Annotated in this window: 15 protein-coding genes; 6 read left to right on the top strand and 9 right to left on the bottom strand. The window is 73.5% G+C overall.

Going from position 1 to position 16,493, the window contains the following annotated elements; all coding sequences use genetic code 11:
- Window positions 1-40 precede the first annotated feature (40 nt).
- The gene (locus ACGH2B_RS25295) at window positions 41-745 is read right to left on the bottom strand and encodes an NTP transferase domain-containing protein (RefSeq protein ID WP_399094276.1); all 705 of its coding nucleotides are present in this window, start codon (window positions 743-745) and stop codon (window positions 41-43) included.
- 364 nt (window positions 746-1,109) lie between these two features.
- On the opposite strand from ACGH2B_RS25295, the gene ACGH2B_RS25290 reads away from it, so the two are divergent.
- The 4 genes from ACGH2B_RS25290 (at window position 1,110) to ACGH2B_RS25275 (ending at window position 4,127) form a co-directional block, all read left to right on the top strand.
- Window positions 1,110-2,315, top strand: a complete 1,206-nt coding sequence (locus ACGH2B_RS25290; protein WP_399094273.1) for a glycosyltransferase — start codon at window positions 1,110-1,112, stop codon at window positions 2,313-2,315.
- 201 nt (window positions 2,316-2,516) lie between these two features.
- Window positions 2,517-3,221 (top strand): class I SAM-dependent methyltransferase, encoded by a 705-nt coding sequence (locus ACGH2B_RS25285; RefSeq protein WP_399094270.1) that lies wholly within the window; start codon window positions 2,517-2,519, stop codon window positions 3,219-3,221.
- Window positions 3,222-3,223: 2 nt separating this feature from the next.
- Window positions 3,224-3,799: a nitroreductase family protein gene (locus tag ACGH2B_RS25280; RefSeq protein ID WP_399094268.1), complete on the top strand. Its 576-nt coding sequence runs from the start codon at window positions 3,224-3,226 to the stop codon at window positions 3,797-3,799.
- Window positions 3,768-4,127 (top strand): DUF6092 family protein, encoded by a 360-nt coding sequence (locus tag ACGH2B_RS25275; RefSeq protein ID WP_399094265.1) that lies wholly within the window; start codon window positions 3,768-3,770, stop codon window positions 4,125-4,127. Before ACGH2B_RS25280 ends, ACGH2B_RS25275 begins: the two co-directional genes overlap by 32 nt.
- Window positions 4,128-4,171: 44 nt before the next feature.
- On the opposite strand, the gene ACGH2B_RS25270 is transcribed toward ACGH2B_RS25275, so the two are convergent.
- From ACGH2B_RS25270 to ACGH2B_RS25260, 3 genes are all read right to left on the bottom strand, one after another.
- Window positions 4,172-5,206 (bottom strand): methyltransferase, encoded by a 1,035-nt coding sequence (locus tag ACGH2B_RS25270; RefSeq protein WP_399094262.1) that lies wholly within the window; start codon window positions 5,204-5,206, stop codon window positions 4,172-4,174.
- A complete protein-coding gene (locus ACGH2B_RS25265; RefSeq protein ID WP_399094259.1) occupies window positions 5,203-5,982 on the bottom strand; it encodes a tRNA-dependent cyclodipeptide synthase in 780 nt (259 codons plus the stop codon). The genes ACGH2B_RS25270 and ACGH2B_RS25265 overlap by 4 nt, the downstream gene beginning before the upstream one ends.
- 355 nt (window positions 5,983-6,337) lie before the next feature.
- Complete coding sequence (locus tag ACGH2B_RS25260) at window positions 6,338-7,243, bottom strand: helix-turn-helix transcriptional regulator (RefSeq protein ID WP_399097310.1); 906 nt, start codon at window positions 7,241-7,243, stop codon at window positions 6,338-6,340.
- A 105-nt stretch (window positions 7,244-7,348) separates the two neighbouring features.
- Here ACGH2B_RS25260 and ACGH2B_RS25255 point away from each other — a divergent pair, with 105 nt between their 5' ends.
- Window positions 7,349-7,909: a quercetin 2,3-dioxygenase gene (locus tag ACGH2B_RS25255; RefSeq protein WP_399094256.1), complete on the top strand. Its 561-nt coding sequence runs from the start codon at window positions 7,349-7,351 to the stop codon at window positions 7,907-7,909.
- A 1,007-nt stretch (window positions 7,910-8,916) separates the two neighbouring features.
- Here ACGH2B_RS25255 and ACGH2B_RS25250 read toward each other — a convergent pair.
- The 5 genes from ACGH2B_RS25250 to ACGH2B_RS25230 form a co-directional block, all read right to left on the bottom strand.
- Entirely contained in the window at window positions 8,917-9,252 is a 336-nt protein-coding gene (locus ACGH2B_RS25250) for a response regulator transcription factor (RefSeq protein WP_399097307.1), read from the bottom strand.
- Window positions 9,253-9,592: 340 nt separating this feature from the next.
- Complete coding sequence (gene dapA / locus ACGH2B_RS25245) at window positions 9,593-10,492, bottom strand: 4-hydroxy-tetrahydrodipicolinate synthase (protein ID WP_399094253.1); 900 nt, start codon at window positions 10,490-10,492, stop codon at window positions 9,593-9,595.
- A gap of 276 nt (window positions 10,493-10,768) precedes the next feature.
- Complete coding sequence (locus ACGH2B_RS25240) at window positions 10,769-11,575, bottom strand: alpha/beta fold hydrolase (RefSeq protein WP_399094250.1); 807 nt, start codon at window positions 11,573-11,575, stop codon at window positions 10,769-10,771.
- Window positions 11,575-12,318 (bottom strand): thioesterase II family protein, encoded by a 744-nt coding sequence (locus ACGH2B_RS25235; RefSeq protein ID WP_399094247.1) that lies wholly within the window; start codon window positions 12,316-12,318, stop codon window positions 11,575-11,577. Before ACGH2B_RS25235 ends, ACGH2B_RS25240 begins: the two co-directional genes overlap by 1 nt.
- A 1-nt stretch (window position 12,319) precedes the next feature.
- On the bottom strand, window positions 12,320-13,516 hold the full coding sequence (locus tag ACGH2B_RS25230) for an MFS transporter (protein ID WP_399094244.1): 1,197 nt from the start codon (window positions 13,514-13,516) through the stop codon (window positions 12,320-12,322).
- 101 nt (window positions 13,517-13,617) lie between these two features.
- On the opposite strand from ACGH2B_RS25230, the gene ACGH2B_RS25225 reads away from it, so the two are divergent.
- A complete protein-coding gene (locus tag ACGH2B_RS25225) occupies window positions 13,618-16,491 on the top strand; it encodes an AMP-binding protein (protein ID WP_399094241.1) in 2,874 nt (957 codons plus the stop codon).
- The last annotated feature ends 2 nt before the right edge of the window (window positions 16,492-16,493 follow it).

The following is a 16,493-nucleotide window of genomic DNA, read 5'->3' as shown; positions in this document are numbered from 1 at the left end:
GCCGGGCGGCCGGGTGCGGCCGGGCCCGTCCCGTGCGGCGTCAGCCGAGGGCGGTGTTGTAGTTGACCATCCCCTCCACCAGGTGGACGGCCGCGCCGACCAAGGGGCTGCTCACTCCCTCGCGCACCACGTCGGGCAGGCGGTGGGCCTCGTCCTCGGTGGCGGTCACCATGCCCCAGAACGCGTGGAAACCCGTGGGGTCCGACGGCTTCTCGGCGGCGGTGCGCACCGTCAGGACGCCGCCCTCCCCCGTCACGGCCAGCGCGCCCATCTGCCGCAGCACCGCGGGGTCCCGCTCCTCGGTGGCCACCACGCTCCAGCCCGCCGTCCCGGTCCGCCGCACGGCGGCGAGCAGGCTGCCGGCGCTGTCCGGGCCGGTCAGCACCATGTCGGGCAGGACCAGGGCCACCGGTCCCCGCGTCAGCGGCAGGGCGGACCGTATCGCGCCGTCGAGACCGGGCGCCCCGACGTCGTCCTGGTAGACGAAGACCAGTTGGAAGGTGTCGGCATAGCGGGCGAGATAGCGCACCGTGTCCAGCTTGTGCGGTCCGATCACCACGACCAGCCGTACGGCGAGCCCGCTTCCGGCCAGCGCGACGACCGCCTCCAGGCTGCGGTCGAGCACGGTGACCCCGGGAGCCAGGGAGTGCAGCTCCTTCGGGTACGGCGCGCTGAAACGCGTGCCGAATCCGGCGCACGGCAGGATGACGGAGACATCGGGAACGGACGCGGACGATCCAGGCATCGAGTGGCTCTCACGTTCTGTGGGCGGTCGGGATCCGCGCCCCCACCGGCGGCGGGCGGCCCGGGGCCGGCACCGCGACGCGGGCCGGAGGCGCGCTGGGCACTCACCGTAATCACCGGGGACGGCCCCGGGCGAGAGCCGGACGGCGATCGGCGACCTCCCGGCCGCGGGGGCGCCCGGCACCGCCCCGCGGCGGAAGTCGGAGGTGACGGCGCCCAGTTGGCCCGCACACCCGTTCCCGTCCGCCCCGTACACTGCTGCCCGCCCGGCTGTCGCGGCCGGCACGGCACCGGGGACGGGCCCGTCCGAAGGCCGCGCCGGCCCCGGCCGGATCCTGGACGACGGAACGGAAAGAGGCGACGCGATGCGGGTGCTGCTGTCGACATACGGAACGCGCGGTGATGTCGAACCCCTGGTGGCGCTCGCGGTACGGCTGCGGGAGCGCGGTGCGCAGGTGCGGATGTGCGCCCCGCCGGACGAGGAGTTCGCGGCGCGGCTGGCAGGTATCGGCGTGGAGTTGACGCCGGTCGGCCGGCCGGTGGGAGAGCTGATGCGCGGTACGGCACCGCCCTCGGCGGCGGATCTGGCCCGGTACCGGAGCGAGCTGGTCGACGCGCAGTTCGGCGCCTTCCCCGCGGCGGCCGACGGATGCGACACGCTGGTGGCGGCCGGTCTGGCGCAGATAGCCGCCCGGTCCGTGGCCGAATCCGCGGGCCTTCGCTACATCTACGTGAGCTACGCGGCGGTCCAGCTACCGTCACCGCACCACGCGCCGCCGCCCCGGCCCGGCTGGCCCGGGCCTGAGGCGGACGGCAACCGGGCGCGGTGGGAACACGACGCCCGCCTCGTCCACGCGGAGTTCGGCGAGGCGCTCAACGGCCACCGGGCGGCGCTCGGCCTGCCACCGGTCGACGACGTCCACGCCCACGTCATCACCGACCGGCCCTGGCTGGCGGCGGACCCGGCCCTGGGACCGTGGCGGAAGACACCGGGCATCGACGTCGTCCAGACCGGCGCGTGGAGCCTGCCGGACGAACGCCCCCTCCCGGCCGACCTGATGACGTTCCTGGCGGCGGGCGCGCCCCCCGTCTACGTGGGCTTCGGCAGCATCAACGCCGCACCGGAACTGGCCCGCGCGACGATCGAGGCGCTCCGCGCCCGGGGCCACCGGGCCCTGGTCTCCCGGGGCTGGGCCGGTCTGGGCCTGATCGACGACCGGGACGACTGCTTCGCCCTCGGCGAGGTCAACCATCAGCGCCTGTTCCGTCAGGTGGCCGCCGTGGTGCACCACGGCGGCGCGGGCACGACGGCGACCGCCGCCCGCGCGGGCGTACCGCAGCTCGTGGTCCCCGCCCAGCTCTCGGACAACCCGTACTGGGCCCACCGGGTGGCGACGCTGGGGATCGGCGCCGCGCTCGACGGGCCGGTCCCGACCGCCGCGGCCCTGAACGCGGCGCTCGGGACGGCCCTGAGCCCGCGAACCCGGGCACGGGCGGAGGCGCTGAGCGCCGAGATCCGCACGGACGGGGCGGCGGTGGCGGCGGGGTTGGTGACCGACGGCCTCGGGTGACCCTCCGGCGCTACCGCCCTCCCTTCCTCTCCCCGGCCCCGCGCGGCCGGTCGCCACGGCCCGGGCGACGGCCGTATCCGCACACCGTTCACCCGGCCGGAGCGCCGCAGGGCGGCCTTCCGGGTCATGGAGCCGCAGTCCGGTGTGCGCACCGCCGCGGGCGGGGACGGATGCGGCATCCGCTGTGCAGCAGGAGGCCCCATGGTTCAGCAGTACGACGCGATCGCGGTGCGGGACGCCGATATCGAGCAGGTGGTGGGTCCCTACCGCGAGCAGGTGGAGATGCCCGCGCTGCTGCGGGCGCTGGGGCCGGTCGGGGGCGCGCGGGTGCTGGACGTCGGGTGCGGCTCCGGGGCGTACGTGCGGGCGCTGAGGCGGCGCGGGGCGTCCCAGGTCGTGGGGGTGGACGTGTCCGCGCCGATGATCGCCGAGGCACGGCGGGCGGAGGAGCGGGAGCCGCTGGGGGTGCGTTACGAGGTGCACGACCTCGCCGCGCTGCCGGTGCTGGGGGAATTCTCGGCAGCGATCGCCGTCGCCGTCCTCCACTACGCCGACAGCCGGCGAACCCTCGCGCGGATGTGTGAACGGGTCTGCGCCAACCTCGCCCCGTCGGGGCGGCTGCTCGCGCTGGTGGGCAATCCGGGCCTGCCGACGGGCGTCCCGCAGGCGAACGGCTTCGTCGTGCACCGCCCCGCGCACGTCCGGGACGGGGACGCGTACACGATCTCCGTACCCACCGTCCCGGCGACCACCTTGACCGTGCACCACTGGGCCTGCGGAACGCTGGAGGACGTCCTCACCTCCTCCGGCTTCGCCGATGTCACCTGGGAGCCGCTGCCCGGCACGGCCGACGGGGACGGTGGCGCCGCGCCGGTGAACCTCCTGCTGAGCGCACGTAAGGAGTAGCCGTGGACAGTCGACGGCGACCGGATTCCGGTCCGTCCGCACCGGCCCCCGGCGCGGACGGGCTGGACATCATCCGCACCCGCGGCGCGGTGCGCTCCTACACCGCCGAACCGGTCGGTGACGAGACACTCGACGCCCTGCTGGAGGCGATGCTGGCGGCGCCCTCGGCCTCCAACAAACAGGCTTGGGCCTTCCTCGCCGTACGCGCGCCGGAACGGGTGCGGCGCATCCGGGCGTTCGCACCCGGAATCATCGGCGTGCCCCCGCTCGTCCTGGTCGCCTGCGTCGACCGGGACCGGATGACCGACGACCCCCACCTGCGCGACGTCGGCTCCCTGTGTGTGGCCATGGCGGTGGAGAACTTCCTGCTCGCCGCACACGCCCTGGGCCTGGGCGGCTGCCCGGTGAGCAGTTTCCTGACCGAACCGATCCAGATGTTGCTGGACCTGCCCGGCCCTCTCGAACCCGTGCTGCTCGTTCCCGTCGGCCGTCCCGCCCGGCCGCTCACCCCCTCCCCCCGCCGCGCCCGGCAGGAAGTGGTCCGCCATGAATCCTGGCACCCCCCGCACCCCGGATGACCAAGACCGGCAGGCCCGGCAGCAGGAGGAGTTGGCGCTGCTGGCCGCCTACTTCCTCAGCAGCGCCCGACGGCTGCTGCAGGAGCCGTCGGCGTACGCGCTCTACCGGCTGATGGACGGCGCCCGCCGCGTCCTCGCGCTCCACGAGGACGGCGGTGGCGCCTGCTCCGATCTGGTCCCGGTACGCGCCGCCCTCGACGACCTCATGCACCAGGCGCCCAACGAGAACCGTGACTACGCCGCCCTGCTGGACGGCATGTGCCGGCAGATGGCCACCGCCCTCCGGACGCCTCCGTCCGGGACCGCCGCGACCGCTCCGGCTTCCTGACACCGCTCGCCGGGCTCCCGCACCGCACCACCGCCGTCAGGCCATCAGGGTGCGTCGGCGGGCCGGGCCTCCAGGATGCTCAGCCCCGACCCGGTGTCGATCACACGGTGCGCCGACAGGCCCGCCTCGGCCAGCAGCGCCTCGTACTCCGGGACGGTCCGCTCCCGGCCGCCCAGCAGCACGAGCACCACCAGGTCGAGCGTTTTCGCCGGGTGCGGGCGGCCGCCCCGCGGGATCATCCGCTCGATCACCAGCAACCGTCCGCCGGTCCCCATGGCCTGCCGGCAGCCCCGCAGGACGGCGACGGCTTCCGCGTCCGGCCAGTCGTGCAGGATCCACTTCAGGAGATAGAGGTCACCGCCCGGCGGCAACGCGCCGAACAGATCACCGGCGACGGCCTCGCACCGCCCCGCCAGCCCCGCCGCGCCGATCCGCTCCCGGGCCGCCGCGACCACATGAGGCTGATCGAACAGCACGCCGCCCGTACCGGGGAACGCCCCGAGGAGCGACAGGAGCAGGCCGCCGTCGCCCCCGCCGACATCCACGATCCTGCGCGCCCCGCCGAAGTCGTACGCGTCGATCAGCGCCGCGGTGTCCCTCCGGGTGGCCTGGGCCATCGCGGCGTTGAACAGGCGGTCCGCTTCGGGCTGTGCGCGCAGGAACTCGAAGAAGGGCGCGCCGTAGGTCCGCGGAAACGTCGCCTCGCCGGTGCGCAGGCTGTGCATGGCGTCGGCGAACGAGCGGCCCACCAGTTCGGAGAAGGCCAGCATGGCGTGGACCGAGTCCGGGTGGTCCGACCGCAGGTACCGCCCGGTCTCGGTGAGGCCGAAGACCCCGGGCTCCACCTCGTGGAAGACCTCCTCCCCGGCCAGTACCCGCAGCAGCCGGCCCAGCGTGTCCGGGTGCGTCCGGGTGGCCGCCGCCAGCTCACCGACCGGCCGCGGCCCTCCGGCCAGCGCGTCGGCGACGCCCGCCGCGGCCACCAGGTGCAACGCCCGGGCGACGAGCAGACCGTCGCTGAGGCCCAGCAGCCGGGAGCCGCCGGACGGTCCGCCCCCGGCGTCCCGGCCGGCGCTCACCCGGCCTCCCCGGGCGCCCAGGCGGAAGGCCGTACGACCAGATAGCCCTGATTCGGCGCCGCGGACAGGACGTCGTGGTCCGGCTCCTTGAAGTACTCCACGATCGGGGTGCTCACGTGGTAGCAGACCGCTGACGACCCCACCCCCAGGATGCCGGGGCTGTCCACGAAGAACGGCAGTTCGGCCAGGAGATACTTCAGCCCCGCGCCCATGACGTGCGGCTCCCGCTCGCCGGGCACCTGCCGGCCGTCGAGGAAGTGCCGCACCATCTCCTCACACGCGGCCGAGAGCCGGGCACTGGACCCGACCGCCTCCCCCACCCGGGACCGCACCGCCCGGTACTCCGCGAGTTCGAAGAAGGACGACATGGGCCGCGTCCGCACCTTGTCCGAGGCGGCCCCCAACCGCTCGACCGCCCGCCGTACCCGCCGCCGGACGTCCCTGATCTGCGAGGTGGCGTGCTTCCCCGCATGCCCGGCCTCGTCCCCCAGGGCGACCAGCATCGTGTCGATGTGGACATCCGTGTAGATGACGTCGACGGCGGAGAAGTAGTGACTCGCCCACCGCAGCAGGCCGGCCAGCCGCTCCTGGGTGAAGTAGCTGTTCCCCGCGCTCACCCCGATCACGGCATGCTCCCCCGGCTCCCAGACCCGCTGGGAACGGGCGCCGCTGGGATACGCCTGGAAACCATGTGCGGAGTCGACGAACCGGCCTTCGGCCATGGGCTCTCCCCACGAACGGACGTTGAGCTTCCCGACCACGGGGCGCTCCGGCATCTCACGAGTACCCGCAGCCGCCGCCCGCTCTCTCCGGCAATCAGGTGGAGCCGTCCGGCGCCTCCGGCCACGGCCCGCGGTCGCCCCTCGGCGGGACACGGGGCCGGCCCGGGCGTGCGGCGCCCCGTACGGGGGGAGCGAGGCATCGGACACCCGGCCCGGCACGCCCGCCGCCCTGGCGGATCGGACCGGCAGACGCCGGTCCGATCTCCTCCGGCGTCACCTGCTCGGCAGCCCTGGGTACGGACGGCAGCGCGCGAGCCGGCGGCTCCACCGCGTCCGGTTGGCCCATTTCCGTTCGGCCATCGCGGATCGGCCGGTAAGCCCTCCGCCGCCCGGACCGGGCCGCCCCGGTTCAGGGCTGCGTCACCGACCGGAACTCGCTCGGGGTCATCCCGGTGTGCTGCCGGAAGAACGAGCTGAACGCGGTCGGGTGGGCGAACCCGGTCCGTTCGCCGATCGCGGATGGTGCCAGCGACGTGTGGATGAGCAGGCGTTTCGCCTCCAGCAGCACCCGGTCGTCGAGGAAGCGTTTGGCGCCGCAGCCCAGCGCCGCGCGGGTGGCGCGGGTGAGGGTCCGGCGGCTGTAGCCGAGCCGCGCCGCGTAGTCCGCCACCCGGTGGGTGCGGCGGAAGCCGTCCTCCACCGCCTCCCGGAAGCGCCGGAACGCCTCGCTGTCGCCGGTGCGCGCCCCGCGCCGCGGGTCGGCGAGGTGGACCAGCCGGATGAGGAGGACGGACAGCAGGTCGCGCAGTGTCTGGAGGTAGGCGTCCAACGGCAGATCACCGAGGTCGGCGGCCTCCGCGACCAGGGCGTCCAGCAGGCCCAGCAGCGCCGCCTGCCGCTCCGGGCCGGGCGTCACGAGCCGCTGGGCCAGGTGCTCCCCGTGCCGGATCAGCGCATCGGTCGCCCCGCCGGGAAACCCGGTCGGGAAGACGAGGACGGCGGCGTCGCACGCCCCGGGCCCGTCGGGGAACCGGAGCACCTGGCCGGGCCACACCCACAGCCAGTCGCCCGCCGCCAGGCGGTGCCCGGTGAGGTCCACCGAACACCGCAGTGACCCCCCGCGCACCGCGATGACCAGGTGGAACGCCGGCCGTGCGGCGCGCGTGAGGGGCCGCCCCCGCTCGGCGGCGCGGGCGGCCAGCTCGGGCAGGCCGAGGATCTCCAGGCCCGGTGGCCGCCCGGCGCCGGGGCGGTAGGCGACGGTCGGGACCCCGTCCGGACCACGGCCGTCCGCGATGTGTCCGTTTTCCTTCATCACATGCCCGAGTTAAGCCGGTCGCGGCCGCCGGGCGGAAATAGCTTCGGGGGGAGCCCGTCCCGCCGGCCCGTCGCGCGCCGGTGATCTCCCGGAAGGAACCGCATGACCATCGAGTTCGCCACCCGGTACCGCACCCGCTCACGCATCCCGGCGGAGCCCGGAATCCCGTACTTCATCGAGAAGGAGGAGGGCGACCGCGCCCACCTCTTCACCGACCTGATCACCGTCTACGCCGGCGGTGAGCAGACCGAGAACACCTTCAACTTCTTCACCTGCGAAGGCCCCAAGGGCGACACCATCCCCGCCCACTCCCACGCCGACACCTACGAGGTCTTCTACGTCACCGACGGGGCCGTGCGCCTGTTCGTGGAGGACACGAAGGGCGAGCAGTCCGAGAAGCTGCTCACGGCCGGGGACTTCGGCTTCGTGCCGAAGAACTGCCCCCACGCGTACCGCATCGAGCGCCACCACAGCCGGATCGTCGGTGTGGCGGCCGGTCCCGGCGGCACCTTCGAGCGGTTCTTCGAAACGCTCGGCACCCCCACCGAGGAGTACGGCACGCCCCGCACGCCGTACGTCCCCGACCCTCACGCGTTCGAGACCGTGCCCCAGCGGTACGACGTGACCTTCCTGCCGGATCACAGGTGGCGCACCGGGAGCTGAGCGGAGGAACGGATCCTGGCGGCACGCGGCACGCCTGCCCCGGCGCGGACGGCGCGCTTCGGGGCAGCCGCTCGACGCGACCCGCGTCCGCGGCAGCCACGGTCCGCTCCCGCCGGTCCCGACGAGGAGGGCACCGAGGCCGCCGTGCCATTCCGCTCGACGGCGGCGTCGGGTTGTCCGGTCATGAGGGCGCCGTGGACCGGGCGCCGGATTTCGCGGCGGGCTCGGACGGGGGTGTGGCGGAGGATTCGGGGCCGGCGAGGCGGGTGAGGACGAAGGCGGTGGTGGGCGATATCGGAGAGTTGCGGTACGTCCCCGTCCCGTCCCCGTCGGAAACGCCCTCGGCGTCGGCACGGCCGCGCAGGAGGCCGCGAAACCTCTGTCATCTCCCCGGAATTCCGGCCCGTCCGGAACGCCGCCCGGAACGCCACGACATTCGCCTCGGCGATATCCGGATTCTCCGCGGACTTCGCCGCCGGGGACTTCTCCGTCTTCCGCCGGACGGTGATCCCTCCACGGCAGCGGGCCCGGCCCGGAGATGTTTCTTTCCGCGCCCGGCCCCTTCCGGGAGAGCCGAAATCCTTCAACGCCTCGACGGCCCCGGAACGCCCGGGAGAGTTCCGGCAGAAGCACGGGTTCCGGCGGGGAAGTCCGGGCCCCGGCGGGGAAGTCCGGCAGTGCCGGCAGGCCCTTACCGAAAGCCGCGGTCTCCGGCAGGAACCGGATCCGTGAGCCGCCTGCCCTCACCCGGATCACCCGCACAACGGATGATCACCCATTGCGGGCGCCGGACCTCCTCGGCCGGCGGGACTCGCGAACCGGAGCCTTCGAAGACCGCCGCCGCGGCCCTTTCGTCCGTCATCCGCGAAAGCGCGGAGGAGCACGGACAGTCGACGGCGGGTGACCGTATCGTGTGGAATATGCGCAGGTCAGGCGGCCGATCTTCCGTGCAGCGGCAAGGGCGTGCCGGTCGGTGGACCGCACGGCCGTGTGCGGTCGGCACCTTTCTACCGGAATCCGCAGGAACAGAGAACTGTACTTTCGTTCAACAGCCGGTGGGCGTAGGAGACGAGCCCGGCCTGTAATCGGGAGGTGACGCGCAACTTCTGGAGGATTTGGGCGACATGGGCTTTGACGGTCCGCTCCGACACCGCCAGTTCCAGGGAAATGCTGCGGTTCGAGCAGCCTTCCCCCAGCAGTCGGAAAACCTGCATCTCCCGGGCGGAGAGCAGATGGACCTTCCCCAGCTCTTCCGCCCACTCGCCCCGAGCCGATTCCCTGTCCCGGCACACTCCGCCGACCGGCGCTGTCGTAGCCGCCACCTCGTGCCGACAAACCTGCATGACGCCCTCCCCCTTCGACCGTGGCCGGACGCCCCAGTGCAGTTGAGGCACCGTCAACCAACTCTAGATGGGCGTTCATATTTGAGGGAAGGTACAACTCCGGTGTGACGTATGCCACATGCGCACAAGATTTTCGCCGGGTGTATGTTTCACCGCGGAAAGAACGCCTGAGCTGCGGCTCGGCGAAAGCGCTCGGTGAAAGTAATGGGCGCATCGCCCGATCACACCGGCGGACTCCCGGCCCATTGCCCTGCGCGAGACCGATTCGACGTTTCGGGGTTTTACCCGACCCCCTCCGGAAATCCCCGGAAAGACCGTTTCCCCGCCTGCGGGATTCAGCTCAGCCCCGCGGGTGCACGGCCGGCAGTCCCTTCAGCGTCTCCGTCAGCCGGGACGCGGTCACCTCGTCCGCGTCGAGCAGCGGTCCGCGCACCGGCCCCCCGGGCAGGCCCGCGGCGTTGAGCAGGGCCTTCGCCGTCACCGTGCCGGGGGTGCCGCCGTACATCATCGCCTCGATCAGCGGGGTGAGAGCCCGGTGGCGCAGGCGGGCCGCGTCCCGGTCGCCCGCCTCGTACGCGGTCAGCACCGCTTTCACCGCGCCCGGTGCGGCGTTGGCGACGGTGCTCACATATCCCGTGCCGCCGATGGCCAGCAGCGGGAGGTTGAGGTCGTCGCACCCGGAGTAGTAGGCGAGGTCGGTGGCGGCCAGGACCGAGGAGGACTTCATGAGGTCGTACGCGCAGTCCTTGACCCCTCGGACGCGCGGATGCTCGGCGAGCCGCAGGAGCGTGTCGGCGGTGAGCGCGACGCCGGTGCGGGCGGGGATGTCGTAGAGCAGCACCGGCAGCTCGGTGGCGTCGGCCACCGCGGTCAGATGGCGGGCGACGGCTTCCTGCGGCGGCCGGGAGTAGTACGGGCTGACCACCAGCAGGCCGTGGGCTCCGGCCTGTTCGGCCTGCGCGGCGAGTGCCCGCGCGTGGCGGGTGTCGCTGGAGCCGACGCCCGCGACGATCCGCGCGCGGTCACCGACGGTCTCGACGACGGCGCGTACGAGGGCCGCTTTCTCCGCGTCCGTGGTGGTGGGGGATTCGCCGGTCGTTCCGTTCAGCACCAGGGCGTCGCAGCCTTCCGTCACCAGATGCTCGGCGAGTTCCCGCGCACCGTCCAGATCGAGTTCTCCGGAGGCGGCGAAAGGAGTCACCATCGCGCAGGCAGCACGGCCGAAAGGGGGAGGTGTCATGGGCGCGATCGTATTGCGGCCCGCGGGCCCGGCCCACAGCACTTTGCGGTCATTTTCCCGGGCCTCCGGCGCTGACCGCGGAATTTTTGGTGCCGGAACCGATTCCGGGTCCCTCCGGATGGCGCACCCCCGGCGGGGAAGGAAAATAGTACTGCCCGGAGCCGTCGGACGGGAATTACTTCGGGGGCGGCGGTCCGGCGGGAAATCCGCGCGCTTCGCCGGACGCCGGCCGCCGCTCCCGTTTCCGTCCAGCGGTTCAGCCGGAGAATTTCCCGGTCACAGCGCGAAAGCCCGGGACACGGCCTCGGCGAAGGGGACCGGCTGATAGGTGGGGGCGAGATGCCCGCCCGGTACCTCCAGCGCCGGCCGGTCCACCATTCGGGACAGTTCCGTCACCACCCGCCCGTGCCACCGCTCGCGGCTGTCGGCACCGAGCGCCGGGACGATCTGCTCCCGGACCGCGCGGAGCGCGTCCGGGGACAGCGGGTGGGTGACGATCCCGGTGAGTTCACGGCGCAGATAGACGTCCCACTCGGGGAGCTGGGAATCGGGAACGCCGATGGCGGCCTGCTCGCCCGTGCCGTCGGACAGGACATGGGCGAAGAAGTAGTCGAACGCGGCCCGTGTGCTCAGCGCGCGGTTGATCCCCACGATGTCCGCGTACCAGGTCTGCCAGCGCTCCGCGTCGTCGAGCAGCGGCACGGCGGGGGGCTCGTGCGCGAGCACCGTTCCCACCCGCTGCGGGCAGCGGATGAGGGTCTCCAGGCCGATCAGCGCCCCGGCGCTGCTTCCGACGATGTGGACGGGTCCCTCGTCGAGGGCGGTCAGCACCGCTTCCGCGTCCCGGGCGTGGTCGGTGACGGAGACGGGTTCGTCGCCCTCGACGGCGCTGTGGCCGTGGCCCCGCCGGTCGTAGGTGACGAGGCCGCACTTGCGGGACAGCAGGCGGATGAGCGGGGCGTAGCCGAAGGGCATGCCCGTCGCCCCGGGGAGGAGCAGCACGGGCGTGCCGCTGCCGCGCACCGTGACCTGGATCGGCAGCCCTTCCGCCGCCGCGGTCAGTCGCCGTATCCCTGATGCCATTACGGTTCACCTCGCAGTGCGGGCCGTTTCCGGACCGCCTCGATGGACTTCCGGAGTTGCCGCACGACGTTCTGCGGTCGGTCGTGGAGATAGAAGTGGCCGCCGGGGTGCAGATGGACGCCGAGGGGGTGCCGGCTGCGGCGGTCCCATCCCCGGAGGCGGTCGGGCGGGGCGATGGTGTCGCCCTCGGCCCCGAAGGCGGCGAGAGGGACGCGGAGCGGCGGCGCGTCCGGATCGGGGCGCCAGTCGTCCACGATGCGCAGATCGCTGCGGACGGACCGGCCGAAGAGCTGCCAGGCCAGGGGGTGCCGCAGCACCTCGGCGGCGGTGCCGCCCGCGGACGCCAGCCAGCCGCGCAGGTCCTCGTCCGTCCAGGAGGACCTGTCGACCGGATCGCCCAGGGGCGGCGCCCCGCACGCGGACACCCCGAGCCAGACGGGCAGGGGCTCGCCCAGTTCCTGGAGCGTGCGGGTGAGTTCGTACGCCACGATGCCGCCGAGGCTGTGGCCGAAGACGGCGTACGGGGCGTCGCCCGGCCGGGACAGCGGCCCCTGGCGGAGGAAGGCGACCGCCTCGGCGCAGGTGGTCACAGGGGGGTGGGCGCCGAGGCTCCCGCGGCCGGGGAGGTCGGGGGTGTGGATCTCCCAGTCCGCGGGGAGGAGGGGACGCCACTTGTCGTAGTGGGCGCCGGAGCCGCCGGCGTGGTGGAGGAGGAAGAGCCGTAACGGGGCCGGTGAGGGCATGTCAGACCGCCGCGGTGTCGGTCGCGGGGGCGGGCGCCGTGGCTCCGGCGGCGGGGCGCGCGTTGCCGATGGCCCAGGTGAAGCCCATGGCCACCACGGTGACCCCGGCGGCCACCACGAAGGCCCTGCCGTAGCCGAAGAGGTCGGCGACCAGACCGCTGACGGGGCCGGCGGCCATGATGCCGAGGTCCCAGAAGGAGGTCATCGTGCCCATGGCGACGCCCGGTTGCAGGGCGCCGGTGCGGTGCAGGGTGATGGCGCTGGTCGAGGGGTAGATCAGGCCGAGTCCCACGCCGGTGACGGCGATGCTGAGCAGCGCCATGGCGGCGTCGCCGGCGAAGGAGAGCATGAGCAGTCCGGCCGCCTCCACGAGCAGCACGGTGCGGGCCACCCGTACGCCGCCGTAGCGGTCGGCGAGCGGGCTGCCCAGCGCCCTGGTCAGCAGGAAGGCGACGGAGAAGACCACCAGGCCCACCTGCTGGCCGCCGATGTGGTCGTGCGAGAGGTACAGCACCAGCAGGGCGGTGAGGGTGCCGTAGCCGTAGGCGGAGAGGCCCAGGCACAGGCCCGGCAGGCCGACGCCCCGGGGGACCAGATCGCGCCAGGTCCGCGGGCGCAGCCTGCCCCGCGCCGCGGAGTGCGGCTGCGGCCGGGTGGAGCCGACGAGGACCGCGGAGAGCAGGGGCAGGACGGTGATCACGCACCACACCGCCGTGGTGCCGCTGAGGCGGTGCGTCAGTACGGTCAGCAGCGGGCCCACCGAGAGTCCGCCCCACATCGACAGCCCGAACCAGCCGGATACCCGCCCCCTGCGGTTGGCGGCGACCCCGGCGATGACCCACGGCAGCGCACCGGAGAACAGTGCCGCCTCCCCGACGCCCATGATCAGCCGGCAGACCACGAGGGTGGGGACGTTCGGCGCCAGCAACTGCCCGACGGCCGAGAGAGTGGTGATCACGGCTCCGGTCAGCGAGACCCGGCGGGCGAGACCGGCGTCTCCGGCACGTCCCGCCATCGGGCGGGTGAGGGCCGTTCCCGCGAAGGCGATGCCCACCGTGAGTCCGACGACCGTGGGTCCGCCGCCGTACTTCTGCACCACATAATTCGGCAATTCCTGCAGTGTCGCTCCGAGGGCCAGATATCCGAAGAGAACTGCACACCAAAGGCGCCGCACCGGTGCCGTTTCGGGCTGATTCATGGTCGCGATCGTAGTGACAGGGCATCACCTCTACAAGAAGCGAAATTCGCCAGGCGTCAACGACATCGAAAAGCGGGGCATTCGGCCCACCGGTGCGGTTGATGAGTTTAGTCCCCCCGAAAAACCTGTCAATTGACCTTTGGGACATGGACGCTCCCGACGCACTCCCCCTAGAGTCCGACGGCGACAGGTCGACTTCTTGGATTCAACGGCCAACGGGAGCCTGTGCTGTGATAGGGGAATGGCTTGCCCGCGCCCGCCCCGACCGGGGGATACGGGTGCTCGGCCGGAGCGGCGAATGGGATTTCCGCAGTTGGTCGGAGATCGCCGCGGAGGCGTGGGACACCGCTGAGCTTCTGCGCCTTTCCGGCGCCCGCACCGGAGGAACCGTTTCTCTGGTGATCGACGCGCCGGACGTCTTCGCCGCCGCGTTCGCCGGGACGCTGGCCGCGGGCATGGTGCCGGCCCCCCACCCCCCGAGGTCGTCCTTCCCGGACGCGGCGGCCCACCGCGCCCGCCTGGCCGGTCTGCTGCGGGTGGCCCGCCCCGCCGCGGTCCTCACCCACGGCCGTTCCGCCGGACCGGTGCGCGAGGCCGTACGGGAGGCCGGATCGACGGCGCGCGTGCTGTCCCTCGACGACGGCCGGCCCACCGGCACGGAGCCCCGCTCCCCCGCCCGCCCGGCGCCGGAGGCGACGGCGCTGCTCCAGTTCACGTCCGGCTCCTCCGCCGCCCCCAAAGGGGTGCGGATCACCTGGGAGAACCTCACGGCGAACGTGGCGGCCATCCGGTCCTGGCTGCGCTGGGACGAGCAGGACGCGTTCGCCCACTGGTTGCCCCTCCACCACGACATGGGGCTCATCGGCGGCCTGCTCACACCGCTGGCCGCGGGCACCGATCTGCGGGTGATGACGCCACGTCAGTTCATCCGCGCACCGGAGCGGTGGCTGGAGTGCTTCGGCCGCCACGGCGCCACCCTCACCACCGCACCGCCCTTCGGATACGCCTACGCCGCGCGCCGGGTGCGCCCGGAGGCGCTCGACGGGATGGATTTCTCCCGCTGGCGCGTGGCGATCCTCGGGGCGGAGCGCATCGACCCCGCCGCCGTCGCCCGCTTCCACCGCCTGGTCGCACCGTACGGCTTCACCGCGCGGGCCCTGACCGGTGCCTACGGCCTCGCCGAGTCGACCCTCGTCGTGAGCGGGGTGCCGGCGGGCGGGAAGACCCGCACGGTGCGCCTTGCGGACACCCCGTTGACGTTCGGGGCGCCCGTGACCGTGGCCGGGGAAGGGGTGCTGGGCGAGGACGCCGCGACCGGGACGGGCTGGCTCGCCGGGTGCGGCCCGCCGCTGCCGGGGACGCGGGTGACGGTCGTCGACGAGCACGGCACCCCGCTCCCGCCCGGCACCTTCGGCGAGATCAGGATCAGCGGCACCTCGCTGTTCGCCGGGTACGTCCCGCAGCCGCCGCGGGACGGCCGGGAGCCCGGCGGATTCCGTACCGGCGACTCCGGCTTCCTGCTGGACGGCGAGGTGTACGTACTCGGCAGGCTCGGGCACGCGATGAAGGTCCGCGGCGCACGGGTGCACGCCGAGGACGTGGAGGCCCGCATCCTCGCCACCGCCGGCGGCCCGGCACCGCGCTTCGCCGTGACCTTCGGCACCACCCCGGAGTCGGCCGTGGCGGCGGTCTGCGCCGAGGGCGAGGTGACCCCGGAATGGGCGGACACCGCGGCGCGCTGCGCCCACGAGGCGACGGCGGGCACCGCACGCGTGCTGGTCGTCCGGGCGGAGCCCGGTGCGCTGCCCCGTACCACCAGCGGCAAGCCGCGGCGGCGCCGGCTCTGGGAGGAACTGGCCGACGGCGCGGGCGTCTGGCGGCCGCTGCGCGAGGAGCCGCCGCGGGCTTCCTCCGGAAGTGCGGACGCCTCCTCCGCACCGGACGGTCCGGCCCGGGCGGAACCGGAGGCGGCGGACGAGGACGAGGTGCCGGGGGATCCCGCCCGTCCGGCCGGTGAGGTGGGGCTGCCGTCCGCGCGGCAGTTGTACGACCGGTGGGAGGTCCAGCAGTGGAGCGTCGCCCGGGTCGAGGTGGCGCGTGACGCCCCGGTCTTCGCCGCGCTCCGTCCCTACACGCGCGGTGAACTCCTGGGCGCCCTCGCCGAGTTGGAGATCGGCGAGTCGTGTGTCACCCGGACCCTGAGCGCGCTGGCGGACCACGCCCCCACCGAGGCGGACCGGATATACCTGTGCACCCAGCTCGCCGACGAGGCCCGCCATGTGCAGTTCTTCCAGCGGTATCTCCAGGACGCCGCCGCGGTGGCGCCCGAGGCCCTGGAACCGGACGGCGAACTGGGCGGCGCCTCGGGGTACGGGCGGATCTACGCCCCCGTGCTGCGCGCGGCCACCGGCGCGGTGCGGGAGAGCGGCGGCGAGGCCGCCGCCTGGTACCGGGCGGTGGTCCACTACCACCTCATGACGGAGGGGCTGCTGGCCGCGCCCGGTCTGCGGACCCTGCGCGAACTGGCCGGCGCCTGCGGGCTGACGGCCCTCGGCGAGGGCCTGACCCATGTCGCGCGCGACGAGGCGCGCCATCTGACCTTCGGGGTGTCCGCGGTCCGCGCCGGAGTGCGCGGCGGCCACGCCGACACCGTCGCGGAGACCTACCTGCACGCGATAGGCGACACGGTCCGCGTCCTGGTGAACCCCGGGCGGCGGGCCACCGGTCCGAAGCTCACCGCCGCGCTCGTGCGGCACGCCGCACAGTTGTCGGGCCGCTGGGAGGCGTCCCGCCGGCGGATGACCCGGCAGCTCGCCGCCATCGGTCTGGGGCATCTGGAGCCCCGCGCGGAGCGGGCCTGGCGATCGGCGCTGGAGGCGGCGCTCGACGCCTACGCGGAGAACTGGCCGGAGCCGCATCCGGTGGTCCGCGCCGGCGCACTGCGCGGCCTCCGGCCCCATCAGCGAACTTCATGAAG

The organism is Streptomyces sp. BBFR2, assembly GCF_044497305.1.
In the GTDB taxonomy this organism is placed as follows: Bacteria; Actinomycetota; Actinomycetes; order Streptomycetales; family Streptomycetaceae; genus Streptomyces.
Note: the sequence above shows the minus strand (reverse complement) of the source record. Positions and strands in the feature narration are given on the sequence as shown.

Bases quoted from the DNA above. Each gene is read 5' to 3' on its own strand.
- ACGH2B_RS25235 (WP_399094247.1), bottom strand. From the start codon at position 12,318: ATGCCCTCACCGGCCCCGTTACGGCTCTTCCTCCTCCACCACGCCGGC.
- ACGH2B_RS25265 (WP_399094259.1), bottom strand. From the start codon at position 5,982: ATGCCGGAGCGCCCCGTGGTCGGGAAGCTCAACGTCCGTTCGTGGGGA.
- dapA (WP_399094253.1), bottom strand. From the start codon at position 10,492: ATGACACCTCCCCCTTTCGGCCGTGCTGCCTGCGCGATGGTGACTCCT.
- ACGH2B_RS25260 (WP_399097310.1), bottom strand. From the start codon at position 7,243: ATGAAGGAAAACGGACACATCGCGGACGGCCGTGGTCCGGACGGGGTC.
- ACGH2B_RS25230 (WP_399094244.1), bottom strand. From the start codon at position 13,516: ATGAATCAGCCCGAAACGGCACCGGTGCGGCGCCTTTGGTGTGCAGTT.
- ACGH2B_RS25295 (WP_399094276.1), bottom strand. From the start codon at position 745: ATGCCTGGATCGTCCGCGTCCGTTCCCGATGTCTCCGTCATCCTGCCG.
- ACGH2B_RS25275 (WP_399094265.1), top strand. From the start codon at position 3,768: ATGAATCCTGGCACCCCCCGCACCCCGGATGACCAAGACCGGCAGGCC.
- ACGH2B_RS25240 (WP_399094250.1), bottom strand. From the start codon at position 11,575: ATGGCATCAGGGATACGGCGACTGACCGCGGCGGCGGAAGGGCTGCCG.
- ACGH2B_RS25285 (WP_399094270.1), top strand. From the start codon at position 2,517: ATGGTTCAGCAGTACGACGCGATCGCGGTGCGGGACGCCGATATCGAG.
- ACGH2B_RS25250 (WP_399097307.1), bottom strand. From the start codon at position 9,252: ATGCAGGTTTGTCGGCACGAGGTGGCGGCTACGACAGCGCCGGTCGGC.
- ACGH2B_RS25290 (WP_399094273.1), top strand. From the start codon at position 1,110: ATGCGGGTGCTGCTGTCGACATACGGAACGCGCGGTGATGTCGAACCC.
- ACGH2B_RS25255 (WP_399094256.1), top strand. From the start codon at position 7,349: ATGACCATCGAGTTCGCCACCCGGTACCGCACCCGCTCACGCATCCCG.
- ACGH2B_RS25225 (WP_399094241.1), top strand. From the start codon at position 13,618: ATGAGTTTAGTCCCCCCGAAAAACCTGTCAATTGACCTTTGGGACATG.